The organism is Variovorax sp. IB41, assembly GCF_016405905.1.
Classification (GTDB): domain Bacteria; phylum Pseudomonadota; class Gammaproteobacteria; order Burkholderiales; family Burkholderiaceae_C; genus Variovorax.
On record NZ_JAEFCB010000018.1, the window covers coordinates 61,072 to 78,920 of the forward strand.

A 17,849-nucleotide genomic window follows, 5' to 3' on the forward strand; every position below is an offset into this window, starting at 1 on the left:
TTCCGCGGTCGATGAGTCCGCGGAACCGCCGCCAAAGGCCGGTAGCATCGCGCTGCCGGCCTTTTTCTTTGGGCCCGCCGAAAACCTCGCAGCTTTTCTTTCTTCGCCCCCTTGATCCTCCCCGTCCTCAGCCCCGAATGGAAAACCGGCCTCTCCCTCGCGTGGAGCGGCTACATCGCCGTGCTGTCGATCTGGATCGTGATGCAGAAGCGCGCGCCGGTCTCCACGATGAGCTGGATCCTGTCGCTCGCGCTGCTGCCGTTCGCGGGCTTCGTCATCTATTACTTCCTCGGACCGCAGCGCCTGCGCAAGCAACGCATCAAGCGGCTGCGCAGCCGCGCCGGGGCATCCGCGCAGGCTGATCTCGCCCGCCTGCGCGACGCGGCGCAGAACGCGCCACCGGCGTTGCAGCAGATGGCGCGGCTGGGCACCGCGTCGTGCGGGTTGCCGGTGTCGAGCGCGTCCGACGTGGAACTGCTCTCGGGCGGTGCGCGCACCTTCGATGCCATCTTCGAGGCCGTGCGCACGGCGAAGGACCACATTCACCTCGAGTACTACATCTTCGAGCCCGACAAGATCGGCACCGCGCTGCGCGACCTCCTGGTCGAGCGCGCGAAGGAGGGCGTCGTCGTGCGCCTCCTGCTCGACGCGCTCGGCTCCAAGCGCATCGGCCGCAAGTTCATGGCGCCGCTGCACGAGGCGGGCGTGAAGGTCGCGCTCTTCCATGACACGAAGATCGGCCGGCGCCTGCGCCCGGTGACCAACTACCGCACCCACCGCAAGATCGTGGTGTGCGACGGCCGCGTGGGCTTCACGGGCGGCGTGAACATCACCGACGAGGAAGACAAGCGCACCAACCCCGACGCGTACCACGACGTGCATTTGCGTATCGAGGGCAGCGCGGTGCGCTGGCTGCAAACGACGTTCCTCGAAGACTGGACCTACGCCACCGGCGAAGACCCGCGCGGCATGGACGACACGATGGCCGCGATGCTGCCGCAGCTCGATGCGGGCGACATCCCCGTGCAGATCGTGACGAGCGGCCCCGACAACATGCTCGAGCCCATCCACCGCATGCACGTCGAGGCGATCCATTCGGCCACGCACCGCGCCTGGCTCACCACGCCGTACTTCGTGCCCGGCGAGCCCGCGCTCATGGCGCTCACCAGCGCCGCGCTGCGCGGCGTCGATGTGCGCCTCCTGGTGCCGCGCCGCAGCGACTCGGCCATCGTGAGCGCCGCCGCGCGCTCGTACTTCGACGAGCTGATCGCTGCCGGCGTCAAGGTCTGGGAATACAAGGCGCGCATGCTGCACTCCAAGACCTTGGTGGTCGACGAGCATTGCGCGATGATCGGCACCGCGAATTTCGACAACCGCAGCTTCCGGCTCAACTTCGAGGTTTGCGCGGTGGTCTACGGCCCCGAGTTGGCCCGCCCGCTGGCGGCGCAGTTCGAGACCGATCTGCACAGCTCCGGCGCGGTGCGCGCCACCCGGCCCCAGAATTTCTGGCGTCGCCTCGGCGATTCCATTGCGCGCTTGTTTTCACCCCTGCTCTGAATGAACCACACCTTTCTCTGGCACGACTACGAAACCTTCGGCGCAGTGCCGCGTCGCGACCGCCCCTCGCAGTTCGCCGCCATCCGCACCGATGCCGAGCTGAACGAAGTCGGCGAGCCGCTGATGATCTATTGCAAGCCCGCGCCGGACTACCTGCCCAGCCCCGAGGCCTGCCTCATCACCGGCATCACGCCGCAGGTGTGCCTGGAACGCGGCATTCCCGAGCACGACTTCGCCGCGCAGATCGAACGCGCCTTCTCGCAACCCGCCACCATCGGCGTGGGCTACAACACGATCCGCTTCGACGACGAGGTCACGCGCTTCATGTTCTGGCGCAACCTGATCGACCCCTATGCACGCGAGTGGCAGAACGACTGCGGCCGGTGGGACTTGCTCGACGTCGTGCGCCTGACCTACGCGCTGCGCCCCGAGGGCATCGAGTGGCCGAAGAAGGAAGACGGCAAGCCCAGCTTCAAGCTCGAAGACCTCGCGCGCGCGAACGGCCTGCTGCACGAGTCGGCGCACGATGCGCTCTCCGACGTGCGCGCGACCATCGCGCTGGCCCGGCTCATCCGCGATCGGCAGCCCAAGCTCTTCGACTTCGCTTTCGGCCTGCACAGGAAGGACCGCGTGGCGAGCGAGCTCGGCCTGCCTGCGATGCGCGAGACCGCCAAGCCCTTCCTGCACGTCTCGGGCATGTTCCCGGTCGAGCGCGGCTGCATCGCCGTGATGTGGCCGCTCGCGAGCCACCCCACCAACAAGAACGAACTGCTCGCCTGGGACCTCGCCCACGACCCGAGCGAGTTGCGCGACCTCGATGTCGAGACGCTGCGCCTGCGCCTCTTTACCCGCACGGCCGACCTGCCCGAAGGCGTGGTGCGCCTGCCCGTGAAGGGCATCCACCTGAACAAGTCGCCGATGGTGGTCGGCAACCTGCGCACGCTCGCGCCGCCGATGGCCGAGCGTTGGGGCGTGGACCTGGACACTGCCATGCGCCACGCCGCCATCGCGCGCGACCTGCCCGACATGAGCGCGATCTGGTCGCAGGTGTACGCACGGCCGAAGGAGGCCACGCCCGACGTCGATGAAGACCTTTACGGCGGTTTCGTCGGCAACGCCGACCGCCGGCGCCTGAACCAGCTGCGCGGCCTCTCGGCCGGCGAGCTCGCGAAAGACCGCACCGGCTTCGACGACAGTCGCCTCGAGGAAATCGTCTTCCGCTACCGCGCGCGCAACTGGCCCGAATCGCTCGCGCCCGAAGAAACCGAGCGCTGGGAGGCGCTGCGCGTGGCGCGCCTGTTCCATGGCGAGGGCGGGGCGCGCACCATCGAGCAGCTGTTCAGCGAAGTCGATGCGCTCTCCGAAACGGCCGACGAGCGCGGCGAGGAAATCCTCGGCGCGCTCTACGAATACGCCGAAGCCATCGCGCCCGAAGCCTGAACATTCACGCACGCACACCCGCCCATGGACAAGAACCTCACCATCACCCCCGAGCTTTCCACGGGCCTGGAGGAACACGGGTTGTTCCTTTCGGCGTGTGTCCAGCTGTCGATACCGTTCCGCTTCGAGACGCCGGTGCGCATCTGGCATGCGGTGCGCGTCATCGGCGGGTCGCTGGGCGCGTACACCACGCTCTCGCCGGGCGCTGCGCTCAACGCGGTGCATGTGGGGCGCTACTGTTCGATCGGCGACGGCGTGCAGGTGCTGTCGGACCACCCGTCCGACTGGTTCACCACGCACATGCTGAGCTTCGCGCCGAATTTTCCCGAGCCTTACCGGCATCAATCCGTCGGCGGGTTCTGGTCGCATTCGAGCGTGAACATCGGGCATGACGTGTGGATCGGGTCGCGCGTGAGCATCCGCGGCGGCGTGACCATCGGCGATGGCGCGGTGATCGGCGCCGGGGCCATCGTGACCAAGGACGTGGCGCCGTTCACCATCGTCGGCGGCGTGCCGGCGCGCGTGATCCGCCAGCGCTTTCCGGATGCGCTCATCGAACGCATCCGGGCCTGCCCGTGGTGGGACTGGGACCTGCGCGCCCTGGCGCTCGACTGGCAGCATCCGGAAGAAGCCCAGACCGTGCTCGAAGCCGCCATCGCCGAGGGGCGCGTGCAGCGGTGGGAGCCGGGGTGGCGCCTGCTCGATTTCGGTACGCCGGAAAAAGAAGGGGCGCCCGCGCCGCTGCTCTTTCGACCGGGTTGATCGGTGAGGGCGAACGCGATGACAAATATTTCCCGTGCCCGATTGGCATTCGCCGCCGTCGTGATCGGCGCGCTCGCAGGCTGCGGCGCCATGCCTTCCGCATCGACGGCCGGCGGCGCTTGCGGCCCCGGCTTCGATGCCTTCGAACGCGACACGCTCTTCTTCGGCCGTGCCATACCGGCGGGTGGGCAAGTGTCGGACGCGCAGTGGAGCGGCTTCCTCGACACCACCGTGACCCCCGCGTTCCCGCAAGGCCTCACGGTGCTCGACGCCGTCGGCCAGTGGCGCGGTGCCTCGGGCGGCGTGGTGCGCGAGCCTTCCAAGCTCGTCGTGCTGCTGCATCCGCGTAACGCGAAGGACGACGCCGCCATCGCCAACATCATCGACACGTACCGCAAGAATTTCGGCCAGGAAGCGGTGCTGCAGGAAAGGCAATCCGTCTGTGTCCGCTTTTGAAGATCTTCAAGAAAACACCGTGAAGGACAGCAACATCGTCCGTCGCCTGACAGCCGCGGATGCCGCCGCTTACCGCGCCGTGATGCTCGATGCCTACGCCACGCATCCCAGTGCCTTCACCTCCACGGTCGGTGAGCGCGAAAGCCTGCCGTTGAGTTGGTGGGAGAAGCGCCTGGGCGCCGAGGCGGATGCGCCGAGCGTGGTCTTCGGTGCATTCGACGACGCGGGCGCGCTGGTCGGTGCCGCGGGCCTGAGCTTCGAGGACCGCGAGCGCGCGCGCCACAAGGCCACGCTGTTCGGCATGTCGGTGATGGCGTCGGCGCGCCGCGCGGGCTTCGGCCGCCGGCTCGTGCAGGCGGTGCTCGACCATGCACGCGCACACGGCGGGTTGCGGCTGGTGCAGCTCACGGTGACCGAGGGCAATGCGCCCGCGCAGACGCTCTACGAAAACTGCGGCTTCCAGGTCTTCGGCATCGAGCCGATGGCCATTGCGCTCGATGGCGCGCTGCTGGCCAAGGTGCACATGTGGTGCGACCTCGAAGGTGGCGGATCGGCCCTGGCTACTGGGTCGGCTGGGCCGGCAGCCCGCTGAGGTCCTGCGACCAGCCGAGCGCCGACCGGCACCACTGTTGCCTCTGCGGCGGCAACCGGTCGCGCTCCGCGATGCTGCCGATGCGCAGCGAGTAGGCGGGCGGCGGATCGATGTCGGGGCTCGAAGCGATCGGCGTTCCGCAGTGCGCGCAGAAACTCTGGCGGCGGCGCGTTCCGCTTTCGGCGGTCTTGACGTAGACCTTGGGCTCGCCAGTCAGCAGGTGGAAGTTTTCGGCCGGTACGGGCGCGGAGACGCGATAGGCCGTTCCGGAGAGCACCTGGCAATCGGCGCAGTTGCACAGGCTGACCTTGTCGGGATCGACGTCGGCCTCGTAGGTGATCTGGCCGCAATGGCAGCTGCCGTGGACTTTCATGTCGTTTGTCTCCAGGGATGATTCATCGGGTTCGCACCATCAGCAGGGCCGGGCCATCGGGCGTGGCCACTTCGCCCTGTTCATGAAAACCGGCGCGCAGGTAGCTGCGGATCGCGCGGTGATTGGTCGGTGAAGGGTCTGTCTGCACCTTCGTCACTGCCGGGTCCTCGAACAGCTGGTCCACGAATGCGCGGACCATGGCACTGCCGAGGCCGCGGTTCAACTGGTGGGCATGCGCGAGGAACTGGTCGATGCCGCGCGCGCCCGGATCGCGCTCGTCCTCCCACCAGCCGTTGCCCGAACCCATGACGACGTAGGACTGGATGTAGCCGATCGGCGTGCCGTCCAGCAGGGCGATGTAGGCACGGTCGGTCGATTCCGGCGACAGCATCGGCGCGTAGTCTTCATCGACCTCCGCCTGCGAAGGCGCGGGGCCCCACCACTCGGTCACGTGCAGCCGGCCCAGCCATTCGCGCAGCAGCGGCAGGTCGGACGCCTGCATCGGCCGGAAAGCGAAGCCCTGCATGGACTCAGGCCTTGGGATTCATCCAGCTGGTCGCCTGCGTCCGCCCCGGCAGATGCAGCGTCGCCGTGGCCGCCGGCGTTTCCGCCAGCAGCTTGCCCTTGCGGAACACCTTGAGCCGCGTCGCACGCAGCCGGATCGCCTCGACCGCATCGCACGCCTGCAGCAGCACGAAGCTCGCGTCGCAGCCGGCCGCGATGCCGTAGTTCTCCAGATGCATCACACGCGCCGCATTCGACGTCACCGCCTCGAAGCATTGGCGGATGCCGGCCTGGCTCGTCATCTGCGCCACGTGCAGGCCCATGTGCGCCACTTCGAGCATGTCGCCCGAGCCCATGCCGTACCAGGGGTCCATCACGCAGTCGTGGCCGAAGGCGACGTTCACGCCGGCCGCCATGAGCTCGGGCACGCGCGTCATGCCGCGGCGCTTCGGGTACGTGTCGTGGCGGCCCTGCAGCGTGATGTTGATGAGCGGGTTGGCGATGACCGCCACGCCGCTCTGCGCGACCAGCGGCAAGAGCTTGCTCACGTAGTAGTTGTCCATTGAATGCATCGAGGTGCAGTGCGAGCCCGTCACGCGGCCCTGCAGGCCCAGGCGCTGCGCCTCGAAGGCCAGCGTCTCGATGTGGCGCGAGAGCGGATCGTCGGACTCGTCGCAGTGCATGTCCACCAGCTTGCCGCGCTCGGCGGCCAGCTCGCACAGCAGCTTCACGCTGGCGGCACCGTCGGCCATGGTGCGCTCGAAATGCGGAATGCCGCCGACCACGTCCACGCCCTTGTCGAGCGCCCGCACGAGGTTCTCGACTCCGCCCTGCGAGCGCAGCACGCCGTCCTGCGGGAAGGCGACCAGTTGCAGGTCGATGTAGGGCGCGACCTGGCGTTTGACCTCGAGCAGCGCATCGACGGCGAGCAGGCTGGGATCGCTGGTGTCCACATGCGTGCGGATCGCGAGCAGGCCCTTGGCCACGGCCCAGTCGCAGTAGGCCAGCGCGCGCTCGATCAGCGCATCGGCGGTGAGCAGCGGCTTGAGCTCGCCCCACAGCGCGATGCCTTCGAGCAGCGTGCCGCTCTCGTTGACGCGCGGCAGGCCGTAGCTCAGCGTGGCGTCCATGTGGAAGTGCGGGTCGACGAAATGCGGCGCGAGCAGCAGGCCTTGCGCATCGAGCTTCTCGTGCGCCGGCGCATCCAGGCCTTCGGTGACCTCGGCGATGCGGCCGTCCTGCACGGCGATCGACATGCCGGTGCGGCCGTCGGGGAGGGTGGCGTTGGTGATGAGGAGGTCGAGCATCGTGTGAGTTCCTGGACTGTCTTTCAGCGCGTGCGCTGCGCCCGATACCGGTACTGCCCCGCCGCAGGCCCCACCTCGATCGTCACCCGCCGCAGCTTGTCGTCGTGCCCCGAGTCGGCCTTGGCCGTCACCACGATGCCGCGCGGCGTGGCGCGGCAGGTGATGTCGGTGAGCGCGATTTCCGCGTGGTCGTTGTCGAGTTCGGCGATGGCCACCGTGTGCTCGGCGTGCAGGCCGCCGTTGGCATCGCGGGTCATCCACTGCACGTAGAGGAATGACTGCGCGTACTGGTCCGCATGGACCACGCGGTAGGTGCCCTGGTGGTCCTTCCCCCAGGTGCCGCACAGCTGCACCCAGCTCACGGAGTCGGGCGTCTTGAAGGTGTCGTAGCTGTAGTCGCTGCCGAGGGCCTGCGCGACGGTGCCGCCGAATAGGAGCGGTGCGGCGAGCAGGAGTGCAGCAGTCGTCTTCATCATCTCAACGTTCCCCTTTGCGGTACGGCTTCATCAGCGCCTGCGGATAGCTGGCCTTGCGCGCCACCAGCACCAGCGCGAGGATCGACAGCAGGTACGGCAGCATCAGGTAGAGCTGGTAGGGCAGCACGGCGTCGCCCGATTGTTGCAGCCGCAGTTGCAGCGCGTCGAAGAACGCGAACAGCAGCGCGCCCAGGAGGGCCTTGCCCGGCCGCCACGAGGCGAACACCACCAGCGCCACGCAGATCCAGCCGCGGCCGTTCACCATGTTGAAGAAGAAGGCGTTGAAGGCCGAGAGCGTGAGGAACGAGCCCGCCACGCCCATCAGCGCCGAGCCCGCGACGATGGCACCGGTGCGCGTGGCCGCGACCGACACGCCCTGGCTCTCGGCCGCCTGCGGGTTCTCGCCGACCATGCGCAGCGCCAGGCCGAGCGGCGTGCGGTACAGCACCCAGCCGACCACGGGCACGAGCAGCAGCGCGAACAGCGTGAGCGCGGTCTGCGCGTTGAGGATGGGCACGGGGAGCCACTCCATCGGCGCGAAGGGCGTGATGGTCGGCGGCGTGTTCACCTTCGGAAAGCTCACGCGGTAGCCGAAGTAGCTGAGCGCCGTCGCCAGCAGCGTGATGCCCAGGCCCGAGACGTGCTGCGAGAGCGCAAGCCCCACGGTCAGGAACGCGTGCAGCAACCCGAACACCATGCCCGTGAGCGCTGCCACGCCGACGCCGACCCACAGCGGCGCACCGGCATACACCGCGAGCCATCCGGTGAACGCGCCCGCGACCATGATCCCTTCGATGCCCAGGTTGAGCACGCCCGCGCGCTCGCACAGCAGCACGCCCAGCGTGCCGAGGATGAGCGGCGTGGCGATGCGCAGCACCGCGACCCAGAAGGCGGGGTTGGCGAGGATGTCCAGGAGGTCGGTCATTTCGTCATCCGCACGCGGTACTGCGTGAGCAGCGTCGCCACCAGCACTGCGATCAGCGAGGCCGCGACGAGCACGTCCGCAATGTAGGTCGGCACGCCCACCGCGCGGCTCATGGTGTCGGCGCCGACCAGCACGCCGGCCACGAACACGCCCGCGGCGATCACGCCCAGCGGGTGCAGCCCGGCGAGCATCGCGATCACGATGCCGGTGTAGCCGTAGCCCGGCGACATGTCCAGCGTGACGTAGCTCGTGCGGCCCGCCACCTCGATGGCGCCCGCCAGCCCGGCCAGCGCGCCCGAGAGCAGGGCCACCATCACCACGGTGCGCGTGACCGGCACGCCCGCGAACGCGGCGGCGCGCGCATTGGCGCCCACTGCGCGGATGTCGAAACCCAGCACCGTGTACTTGAAGATCGCCCACACGATCACCGCGAGCGACACGGCCCACAGCAGCCCGGTGTGCACGCGCGTCTGGGCGATGAGCTTGCCCAGTTCGAGATCGGACTGCAGCGACACGCTCTGCGGCCAGCCCATGGCGGTCGGGTCCTTCATCGGCCCGTCGAGCAGCGCGGAGACGCCGAGCAGCACGATGAAGTTGATCAGGAGCGTCGTCACCACCTCGTCCACGCCGAGCTTGTTCTTCATGAGCGCGGGACCCAGCAGCAGCAGGGCGCCGGCCACGGCGGCGGCCAGCATCATCAGCGGGAAGAGCACCCAGGTCGACAGCTCGAAGCCCGTGCCGCCGTGCATGCCCCCCACGGCCACCGCGGCGAGGGCGCCCGCGAACAGCTGCCCCTCTGCGCCGATATTGAAGAGCCGCGCCTTGAAGGCGACCGTCGCGGCCAGGCCGGTGAGGATCAGCGGGATCGCGCGCGTGAGCGTCTCGCTCCAAGCGAACACCGAGCCGAAGCCGCCCTGCAGCAGCAGCGCGTAGGTGCGGCCGACCGGCGCGCCGGCCCACAGCACGAGCAGCGCGCTCACCGCCATGGTGAACACGACCGCGCCGATGGGCGCCAGCACCAGTGCGGCGCGCGAGGTTTCGTGGCGTCGTTCGAGCCGCATCATGGCGCGCCTTTCGTGGCGCCGGCCATTGCGAGGCCGATGGCTTCGCGCGTCCACGCCGCGGCCGGGCGCGCTTCGCCGAGGTGGCCGCCGTGCATCACGGCCACGCGGTCGCCGAGCGTGAGCACTTCGTCGAGGTCGTCCGAAATCACCAGCACCGCCGCGCCGGCATCGCGCGCGGCGATGAGCTGCTGCTGCACGTAGGCGACCGCGCCGATGTCCAGGCCCCAGGTCGGCTGGTGCGCGACGATCAGGCGCGGGGCGCGGTTCGGGTATTTCTTGTTGTCGCTTCCTTTGGTTTCTTCCACCTGTTCGGGCGCGAGCAATGCGCGTCCCAGGATCAGCTTCTGCATGTTCCCGCCGGAGAGCGAACGCGCCGGCGACATCAGGCCCGCGCCGCGCACGTCGAATGCTTTTTCAATGCGCCGCGCATGCAGCCGCGCCGCCGCACGCCGCACGAACACCGACCAGCGCGAGAACACCGGGCTGCGCAACCGCTCGGACACCGCGTTCTCCCACACCGGCAGGTCGCCCACCACGCCGACCGCATGCCGGTCTTCGGGAATGCGCGCCACGCCGCGCTGCACCAGCCGGGCGGGCGAGGGCGGCAGCGCGCGGCCCATCAACTGCGCGGTGCCGGCGACGGCGCGGCGCGTGCCGCAGAGCAGTTCCGCGAGCGCCACCTGCCCGTTGCCCGAGACGCCCGCGATGGCGGTGATTTCGCCCGCGCGCAGCGTCAGCGACACCTCGCGCAGCCGGTCCTGACCGCCGTCTTTAGCCGCAGCGGTGCTCACATGGTCGAGCACGCAGACCGCATCGCCCACCGTCCTGGCGGGCCGCCGCTGCGGCGCCTCGACCGCATGCCCGACCATCCACAGCGCGAGCTGCGCCTGCGTGGTGTCGGCGGTGCGCGCCTCGGCCACCAGCTTGCCGCCGCGCAGCACCGCGATGCGCTGCGACACGCGCAGCACCTCGCCCAGCTTGTGGCTGATGAAGATCACCGAGAGCCCCTGCGCCACCATCTGCGCGAGCGTGGCGAAGAGCGCCTCGCTCTCCTGCGGCGTGAGCACGGCGGTCGGCTCGTCCAGGATCAGGATGCGCGCCCCCCGGTACAGCGCCTTGAGAATTTCCACGCGCTGGCGTTCGCCGACCGAGAGGCTGCCGATCTTCGCGTCGGGCTGCACGGGCAGGCCGAAGCGCTGCGCCACATCCAGCAGCTTGGCGCGCGCCGCGGCACGGCGCGACACCAGGCGCCACAGCGGCTCGGTGCCCATCATCACGTTGTCGAGCACGGTGAGGTTGTCGGCCAGCGTGAAGTGCTGGTGCACCATGCCCACGCCCGCGGCGAGCGCGGCCTTGGGGTTGCCCGGCGGCAGCGGCGCGCCGAACACCTCGATGCCGCCCTCGTCGGCGACGTAGTGGCCGAACAGGATCGACATCAGCGTGGACTTGCCCGCGCCGTTCTCGCCGAGCAGCGCGAGCACTTCGCCGGCCTGCAGGTCCAGGGAGATGGCGTCGTTTGCGACGAGGGTGCCGAAGCGCTTGGTGATGCCTTGAAGACGAAGAACGGTCGTGGCGGTCATGAAAGTCTTGCTCCTTCCCCCTTTGGGGGAAGGCTGGGATGGGGGCAAGCGGCGTTCGCCACGCCACCGTGATCAATCAAAGGCCGCTTGTCCCCACCCCAACCCTCCCCCAGCGGGGGAGGGAGCCAAGGCGGGTTCACTTCCACGCAGCCAGGAACGCCAGCATCACCTTGGCCGAGTTGTCCGCAGCGATGCCCATGAAGGTGCCCATCTCGTTCTCGCCGCCGCCGCCGCCCGCCAGGTCGCTGAGCGAGCGGAAGGCGATATAGGGCACGCCGTTGCTGTAGGCCACCATGCCCACGGCCGCGGTTTCCATGTCGAGCACGTTGGCCTGGAAGGTCTTGAAGGTGTACTGGCGGAAGGCCATGTTGTCCATGAAGGCCTGGCCCGAGACGCCGTTGCCGCCGATCACCAGCTGGGGCTTGCGCGTGAGGCACTTGCCGGCGCTGCAGTTGGCCAGGTCGACGGTGCGGATGCTGCGGGCCACCTCGAGCATCTTCGGATCGACTTCGAACCAGAACTTGCGCTCGATCTCCGGCTTCGCGGCCGAGCGGACCTCGACCGGGCGCGGATGCACCATGCCGAAGTTGGGGAACGTGGCGTCCTTGATGAAGGGCGGCGCGGTGTATTTGCCGGGCGCGGTTTCGCGCGCCATCAGCACTTCGAGGTACTGGCCCCATTGCGCGGGCACCGTCACGTCGCCCACGTGCAGCGACGGGTTCACGCCGCCCGCGATGCCGCTGAACACGATGCTCGAGACGCGAAAGCGGTTGAGCACGAGCTGCGTGTTCATCGTCGCGTTCGTCATGCTGATGCCCGAGAGGAACAGCACGACCGGCTTGCCTTCCAGCGTGCCGGTGGTGAACTCGACGCCGTTCACGCTGTGCCTGGCGGGCCCCTGCAGGCGCGCGAGCAGCAGCTTGAGCTCGGGCTCGAAAGCGGAGATCACCGCGATGCGCGGCGTGTCGTCCAGCCGCGTGCTGCTGTTGATGCTCGCGCCGGTGCCCTTGTAGACACCGACGCAGCCCGTGGCGCCGAGGGCCAGCACGCCGGCCGCGAGAAGAGTGCGCCAGCGCATCGTCATCGGCTTGCTCATTTAGCGGTCGACTTCGGCTGGGAGTCGTCCACCTTCACGGTGAACTTGCCCGAGAGAATGTCCGCCTGCCTGGCCTTCACCTTCGCGACGACGTCGGCCGGCACCTTCTTTTCGAAAGTGCCGAGCGGCGCGAGCTCCGAGCCCTTGTGCTTCATCTGCGAATAGACGCCGTAGTCTTCGGCCGCGAACTTGCCTTCCTTCACGAGCTTGATCGCGCGATCGGCCGAAGGCTCGAAGTTCCACAGGGCCGAGGCGACCACCGTGTCGGGGTACTGGCTCTGCGTGTCGATCACGTTGCCGATGGCGAGCTTGCCCTTTTCCTTGGCGGCATCGGAGACGCCGAAGCGCTCGGCGTACATCACGTCGGCGCCCTTGTCGATCATCGCGAAGGCCGCTTCCTTGGCCTTGGGCGGGTCGAACCAGCTGTTGATGAAGCTCACGCTGAATTCCACCTTCGGATTCGTTTCCTTGGCGCCCGCCATGAAGGCGTTCATCAGCCGGTTGACCTCGGGAATCGGAAAGCCCCCGACCATGCCGATGCGGTTGCTCTTGGTCATGCCGCCGGCCACCATGCCGCTCAGGTACGCGGGCTCCTGGATGTAGTTGTCGAACACGCTGAAGTTCGGCGCCTGGGGCTTGAGCGACGAGCCCATGAGGAATGCGACCTTCGGAAAGTCCTTCGCGACCTTGCGCGCCGCCGCTTCCACGCCGAACACCTCGCCCAGGATCAGCTGGTTGCCCCCGGTCGCGTACTCGCGCATCACGCGCTCGTAGTCGGCGTTGCTCACGTTCTCGGTGGCCTTGTATTCGATCTCCCCGCGCGCCTCGGCGGCCTTGAGCGCCTTGTGGATGCGCCCCACCCATTGCTGCTCGAACGGCACGGTGTAAACCGCCGCCACCTTGAGCTTGGCCTGCGCAAACGCGATGCCCGGCGCCCCGGCCGCGAGGGCTGCGGCGATGGCGACGGAACGAATGATCAACTGACGGCGTGCTGTCACGGTCTTCTCCTCGATTGAAATGAAAGAACCAGCCCTGCAATCCCCATGCCCGCCAACCGGCCTCCGCAGCGGGCGGGCCCCTTCCAGTAAACACCGAGGAACCGGCTTCGCCGGGCCTCAGGTGTTGCCCCCGGTAGGGGGTTGGCGAAGCGACACGAAGTGCGCGAAGCCTGGGGGCGAGCCTATTTCGTGCCGAAGATGCGGTCGCCCGCGTCGCCCAGGCCCGGCAGGATGTAGCCGTGGCTGTTCAGCTCGCGGTCGATCGCCGCGGTGTAGATCGGCACATCCGGGTGCGCCTTCTGCATCGTCACCACGCCTTCGGGGCAGGTGAGCAGGCACACGAACTTGATCGACTTCGGGTTCAGCTCCTTCAGCCGCTCGACCGCGGCCACCGCCGAGTTGCCGGTCGCCAGCATCGGGTCGACCACGATCACGTCGCGGTTCTCCATCTCGCCGGGCATCTTGAAGTAGTACTCGACGGCCGTGAGCGTCTTGGGGTCGCGGTACAGGCCGATGTGGCCGACGCGGGCGCCCGGCACCACCGTCAGCATGCCGTCCAGGATGCCGGTGCCGGCACGCAGGATCGACACCAGCACCAGCTTCTTGCCGTCGATGACCTTGGCCTGCATGGTCTCCAGCGGGGTTTCGACCTCGATGTCCTGCATCGGCATGTCGCGCGTGACCTCGTACGCCATGAGCATGCTGATTTCATTGAGGAGCCGGCGAAAGCTGTTGGTGGAGGCGTCCTTGCGGCGCATCAGCGTGAGCTTGTGCTGGACGAGGGGGTGGTCGACGAGGTGGACGTTGCTCATTGGAATTTTTTCTGGCGTTGCAAAAGTGAACCCGCGAGTCTAAAAGACGGTGCCGTCGCTCTCGATCAGGAGCGGTGGCGCTCCGTCTCGCAAGCGCTGTGCCAATGCCCGGCCCGCCGCCCAGGTGCCGCCTTCGAGCACGCAGGCCAGCGGCAGCTCCTCCTCGGAGCGGTCGAGCACCTTGCGCACGCGCGGCGCGACCTCGTCCAGCAGCGCCACGGTGAGCGCGCGCCATTCGACGATGAACTCGTCACTGGCCTTCCAGCGGCGGGTGAGAAAAGCCGCGTCCTTCGGCACGATCACGCCGCTGTCGATCAGGAGCCCGCCGTTGCGGTATTCGGGGAGCGCGGTGAGCGCATCGAGGTGGCGCACCTTCACGCCCGCCCATTCGAAGGGTTCGAGCAGCGAATAGGTGAGCCACTGCGAGAGCTTGTGAAAGGGCATCCAGCCATTGGTGAGCCCCGGCCCGCGCACCGCGCTGTGCCGCCAGCAGTCGCCCAGCGCGAGCGCCGGGTCGCCCGAGCCGATACCGCCGGCGCTGTCGCTGCCGTCGATGGCGATGCTGTCCACCGCATTGGCCGAGGGCCAGATGCGCGAGAGCGTCTCCAGCAGCAGCGAGAGGATCTGGTGCGCGGTGATCTCGGCCGTGGGCGGCGCGGCGGGGCCATAAGGGCCGACCAGCGCATCGAACAGGCGGCCGGGCCGGCCGTCGTTGCCGAAGGTCTCGGGCTGCTCGCTCATCGCCTCGCCGAGCCGGCGCAGCAGCGTGGCGCGGCCCGAAAGACCCACCAGCGGATTGACGTCGCTCACCTGGAAGGCATCGCCCAGCCGGTCGGTCACGAGGCCCTTGAGGCCGGCCGCGTCGGCCTGCAGCGGATGGTCGGGGTCGGACGAAAAGAGCCCGCTCGTGAACGCATGGAAGCTCGCCACGCCCAGGCCTTCGGAGCGCGTGTAGCGCTCGCCGGTGGCGGGTTCGGTGTAGTGCCAGTCGGGGCCGGCGCCGGCATCGAGCAGCACGCTCACCAGCACGAGGTCGATGTGTGCGCGGGCGCGTTGCCGGGCGTCGATGCCTTTGCCCAACAGCTGGTCGAGCTGCTTCAGGCGATCGGTGCCGCCGGCCTCGAAGTGGCGCCAACGGCTGTGGTACGGGATGGTGTCCCACGGATAGCGCTCGCGCGTGACCTCGGCCACGGTGCGCGCCGCGTCTTCGAGCGCGTCGTCGCTGCCGATGCGGAACCACTGCGATTCGCCGCGCCGCGCCCGCGCCAGCAGGGCGCCCGCGCGCTGGCGGATGGCGGCGGTGGTGCGCAGCAGCGAGGCCGCGCCGGCCGGGTGAGCGGTGTCCGCGGTGAATTCGATCGAGGGGTCGACCTTGCCCGCGCCGCCGGCCGGCAGGCTGCCGGAACCGTCGACGGGCATGTGGGGGTCGGTGTTGTTGCTGGTCGTCATTCGGTGAGTCCGCGGCCCTTGGCCTTTTTCAGTTCCTCGGCGTCCGGCACCGGGCCGGGCGTGAAGTAGCCGGCGGCCATCTTGGCGTCCATCTCGACGCGGGCGTCCGCCGGGATCAATTCATCGGGAATGTTCACGCGCTCGCCGATCTCGATGCCCGAGCCGGTGATCGCGTCGAACTTCATGTTGCTCATCGACACGAGCCGATGGATCTTCCTGATGCCCAGCCAGTGAAAGACGTCGGGCATCAGCTCCTGGAAGCGCATGTCCTGCACCCCGGCCACGCACTCGGTGCGCGCGAAGTACTGGTCGGCCGTGTCGCCGCCCACCTGCCGCTTGCGGGCGTTGTAGACCAGGAACTTGGTCACCTCGCCCAGCGCCCGGCCTTCCTTGCGCGAGTACGCGATGAGCCCCACGCCGCCGCGCTGCGCACCCTGGATGCATTCCTCGATCGCGTGCGTGAGGTAGGGGCGGCAGGTGCAGATGTCGGAGCCGAAAACGTCCGAGCCGTTGCACTCGTCGTGGATGCGCGCGGTGAGCTCCACCTCGGGGTTGGCCAGGTCGCGCGGGTTGCCGAAGATGTAGAGCGTCTGCCCGCCGATGGGTGGCAAGAACACTTCCAGGTCGGAACGCGTGACCAGCTCGGGGTACATGCCGCCGGTCTCCTCGAAGAGCGTGCGGCGCAGGTCGGTTTCGGAGCAACCGAAGCGGCGCGCCACCTCGGGGAGATACCACACGGGTTCGATGGCCGCCTTGGTCACCATCGCGGCGCCGCCCGCCGTGAGGAAGTGGCCGTCGGCCTTCAGGCGCCCGCTCTGCAGCGCCTCGATCACCTCCGGCAGGATCACGTGGGCCTTCGTGATCGCGATGGTCGGGCGGATGTCGTAGCCCGCGGCCAGTTCGGTGGAAAACGCATCGGCCACGAGCGCCCCCCACGGGTCGAGCGAGACGATGCGGCCCGGCTCGCCCCACTGCGGATAGGGGCCGATCACGTCGGTGGGCGAGGTGTTGGTGAGGTCGGCCTTGTGCTCGCGCTTCAGGGCGCCCGAGGCCACCGCGAGCGCGCGGTACACGCTGTACGAGCCGCTGTGCGTGCCGATGACGTTGCGGTGCGCGCGCTTGGTGGTGGTGCCGACGACGGGGCCGCGCTCGGTGGCGGTGGCCGCGCCCCACTGGATCGGCAGCGCGCCGAAGCCGCCGGCATGCGAGGTCAGGCGGATGTGGCCGGTCGAGGAGGAGGGGTGCAGCGGCGGGACGGGCTGCACAGGCGAAAGGGGCAAAAGGGGCGAAAGAGACGCGGTGCCAGCCGGGAGTGCGGAAGGGATCTCGGTGCTATCTACGGACATTGCAGGCCCTCAAAAAATGCAATGTACCGATCACGCGTGCGGCTGGCAAGCCGGGGCGGACCATGCCCCACTGTCATCCAACGGCGCGTCGCGCTCAGGCCGGCGATGAGCGCAGGCCGTAGGTCTTGCCGCCGACGAACAGGTATTCGGCGCGCAGCACCGCATCGCCTTTCTCGCCGGTGAAGGTGAAGCCGAGCACGCCCACCTGGGTGCCGGGCTTGATCTCTTCCACGCCCCAGGCCGCAAGGCGCGTGAGGGGTGCGAGCTCGACTTGCCATTTGCGGTCGCGCCGCGTCGGCAATTGCGCCTTGGCCAGGAGCGCGGGGCCGTCGACGGACGTCGACTGTTTCGGCAATGCGCGTTGCTTCAGGTCGGCGGGGAGCGCGGGGTTGTCGGAGAGCTCGAGCTCTAGCTCGCCATGCGGGTTGCGCCACATGACCTTGGTCGCGCGCCCCTCCAGGTACAGCGGGCGCTCCTGGTCGAAGCTGCTCCATCCATGGTGGGCCCAGGCGGGCAACGCGAGGCCCATCGAGGTGGCAACGAAGAGGCGTCTTTGCATCATCTCGGTCTCCTTCATGTGAGGCGGTTCAGAGGTAGGCGATCCAGCGCCCGCAGATGATGACAGCGAGCCAAAACCCCAAGGAGAGAAGGCATTGCACCCGGGCGAACCGGTCCAGCGCCGCGACGCCGCTGCGAAAGTGAAAGAGCGCCGCGTTGGCGCCGGCCAGCGCGACCAAAAGCATCTTGATGCGAAACGCGGTGTTGGCCAGCAGCTCGTCGGGCTGGCCGGAGAACATCGTGAGCCCGGTGACCGCGCACAGGCCGAAGCCGGCGAGGGCGGGGCGCAGCGTCAGGCGCGCCAGCAGCGGCGCGGGCAGCTCGCGCCCCATGCCCAGCGCGCGCAGCTCGAACACGAAGAGCCCGCCGAACAGCAGCGCGATGCCCACGATGTGCGCCACCTCCAGCGCCGGATAGGCCCAGGGGTGCGAGACGAGTCCGCTGAACATCGGCGCAGCTTAGCCCAAGGTGCGGGGCGAAGGGCTTGCGGGCGCTGGCACTTTCCGTGTCACGGCACAATCGAACGCACTATTTTTCGACCAGGCTGTAACCAG

General features: G+C 68.5%; 19 protein-coding genes. 5 read left to right on the forward strand and 14 right to left on the reverse strand.

Going from position 1 to position 17,849, the window contains the following annotated elements; all coding sequences use genetic code 11:
• Positions 1-111 precede the first annotated feature (111 nt).
• From cls to JC881_RS25450, 5 genes are read left to right on the forward strand one after another with little or no spacing between them, the layout of a single operon-like run.
• A complete protein-coding gene (gene cls, locus JC881_RS25430) occupies positions 112-1,557 on the forward strand; it encodes a cardiolipin synthase (protein WP_198788490.1) in 1,446 nt (481 codons plus the stop codon).
• The gene (gene sbcB / locus JC881_RS25435) at positions 1,558-2,997 is read left to right on the forward strand and encodes an exodeoxyribonuclease I (RefSeq protein ID WP_198788491.1); all 1,440 of its coding nucleotides are present in this window, start codon (positions 1,558-1,560) and stop codon (positions 2,995-2,997) included.
• Positions 2,998-3,021: 24 nt separating this feature from the next.
• Positions 3,022-3,759, forward strand: coding sequence for a CatB-related O-acetyltransferase (locus tag JC881_RS25440; RefSeq protein ID WP_198788492.1), 738 nt, complete (start codon positions 3,022-3,024; stop codon positions 3,757-3,759).
• Between the two features lie 18 nt (positions 3,760-3,777).
• Positions 3,778-4,215 carry a DUF3574 domain-containing protein gene (locus JC881_RS25445; RefSeq protein WP_198788493.1) on the forward strand — a complete coding sequence of 146 codons (438 nt, stop codon included), beginning with the start codon at positions 3,778-3,780 and terminating at the stop codon, positions 4,213-4,215.
• Between the two features lie 19 nt (positions 4,216-4,234).
• The gene (locus tag JC881_RS25450) at positions 4,235-4,807 is read left to right on the forward strand and encodes a GNAT family N-acetyltransferase (RefSeq protein WP_198788494.1); all 573 of its coding nucleotides are present in this window, start codon (positions 4,235-4,237) and stop codon (positions 4,805-4,807) included.
• Here the strand turns inward: JC881_RS25450 and JC881_RS25455 are convergent.
• The 14 genes from JC881_RS25455 to JC881_RS25520 all read right to left on the reverse strand — a co-directional run bounded on the left by JC881_RS25455 (position 4,776) and on the right by JC881_RS25520 (position 17,744).
• Positions 4,776-5,180, reverse strand: a complete 405-nt coding sequence (locus JC881_RS25455; RefSeq protein WP_198788495.1) for a GFA family protein — start codon at positions 5,178-5,180, stop codon at positions 4,776-4,778. The two genes, JC881_RS25450 and JC881_RS25455, sit on opposite strands and share 32 nt — an antisense overlap.
• Positions 5,181-5,202: 22 nt before the next feature.
• Positions 5,203-5,706 carry a GNAT family N-acetyltransferase gene (locus JC881_RS25460; protein WP_198788496.1) on the reverse strand — a complete coding sequence of 168 codons (504 nt, stop codon included), beginning with the start codon at positions 5,704-5,706 and terminating at the stop codon, positions 5,203-5,205.
• Between the two features lie 4 nt (positions 5,707-5,710).
• The gene (locus JC881_RS25465) at positions 5,711-6,991 is read right to left on the reverse strand and encodes an amidohydrolase family protein (protein WP_198788497.1); all 1,281 of its coding nucleotides are present in this window, start codon (positions 6,989-6,991) and stop codon (positions 5,711-5,713) included.
• 23 nt (positions 6,992-7,014) lie between these two features.
• Positions 7,015-7,467: a hypothetical protein gene (locus JC881_RS25470; protein WP_198788498.1), complete on the reverse strand. Its 453-nt coding sequence runs from the start codon at positions 7,465-7,467 to the stop codon at positions 7,015-7,017.
• Between the two features lies 1 nt (position 7,468).
• Positions 7,469-8,392: an ABC transporter permease gene (locus JC881_RS25475; protein WP_198788499.1), complete on the reverse strand. Its 924-nt coding sequence runs from the start codon at positions 8,390-8,392 to the stop codon at positions 7,469-7,471.
• Positions 8,389-9,453 carry an ABC transporter permease gene (locus JC881_RS25480; protein WP_198788500.1) on the reverse strand — a complete coding sequence of 355 codons (1,065 nt, stop codon included), beginning with the start codon at positions 9,451-9,453 and terminating at the stop codon, positions 8,389-8,391. The genes JC881_RS25475 and JC881_RS25480 overlap by 4 nt, the downstream gene beginning before the upstream one ends.
• Positions 9,453-11,036, reverse strand: coding sequence for an ABC transporter ATP-binding protein (locus JC881_RS25485; RefSeq protein WP_198788501.1), 1,584 nt, complete (start codon positions 11,034-11,036; stop codon positions 9,453-9,455). Before JC881_RS25485 ends, JC881_RS25480 begins: the two co-directional genes overlap by 1 nt.
• A gap of 136 nt (positions 11,037-11,172) precedes the next feature.
• Entirely contained in the window at positions 11,173-12,120 is a 948-nt protein-coding gene (locus JC881_RS25490) for a 5'-methylthioadenosine/S-adenosylhomocysteine nucleosidase (RefSeq protein ID WP_198788552.1), read from the reverse strand.
• An 8-nt stretch (positions 12,121-12,128) separates the two neighbouring features.
• Positions 12,129-13,130: a BMP family protein gene (locus tag JC881_RS25495; protein WP_198788502.1), complete on the reverse strand. Its 1,002-nt coding sequence runs from the start codon at positions 13,128-13,130 to the stop codon at positions 12,129-12,131.
• A gap of 182 nt (positions 13,131-13,312) precedes the next feature.
• Positions 13,313-13,942: a uracil phosphoribosyltransferase gene (gene upp, locus JC881_RS25500; RefSeq protein WP_198788503.1), complete on the reverse strand. Its 630-nt coding sequence runs from the start codon at positions 13,940-13,942 to the stop codon at positions 13,313-13,315.
• A 39-nt stretch (positions 13,943-13,981) separates the two neighbouring features.
• Positions 13,982-15,391: a URC4/urg3 family protein gene (locus tag JC881_RS25505; protein ID WP_198788504.1), complete on the reverse strand. Its 1,410-nt coding sequence runs from the start codon at positions 15,389-15,391 to the stop codon at positions 13,982-13,984.
• Positions 15,388-16,737: a GTP cyclohydrolase II gene (locus tag JC881_RS25510; protein WP_198788505.1), complete on the reverse strand. Its 1,350-nt coding sequence runs from the start codon at positions 16,735-16,737 to the stop codon at positions 15,388-15,390. The genes JC881_RS25505 and JC881_RS25510 overlap by 4 nt, the downstream gene beginning before the upstream one ends.
• Before the next feature lie 94 nt (positions 16,738-16,831).
• Positions 16,832-17,299 carry a DUF6152 family protein gene (locus JC881_RS25515; RefSeq protein WP_198788506.1) on the reverse strand — a complete coding sequence of 156 codons (468 nt, stop codon included), beginning with the start codon at positions 17,297-17,299 and terminating at the stop codon, positions 16,832-16,834.
• A 25-nt stretch (positions 17,300-17,324) separates the two neighbouring features.
• Positions 17,325-17,744 carry a hypothetical protein gene (locus JC881_RS25520; RefSeq protein ID WP_198788507.1) on the reverse strand — a complete coding sequence of 140 codons (420 nt, stop codon included), beginning with the start codon at positions 17,742-17,744 and terminating at the stop codon, positions 17,325-17,327.
• Positions 17,745-17,849: the final 105 nt, after the last annotated feature.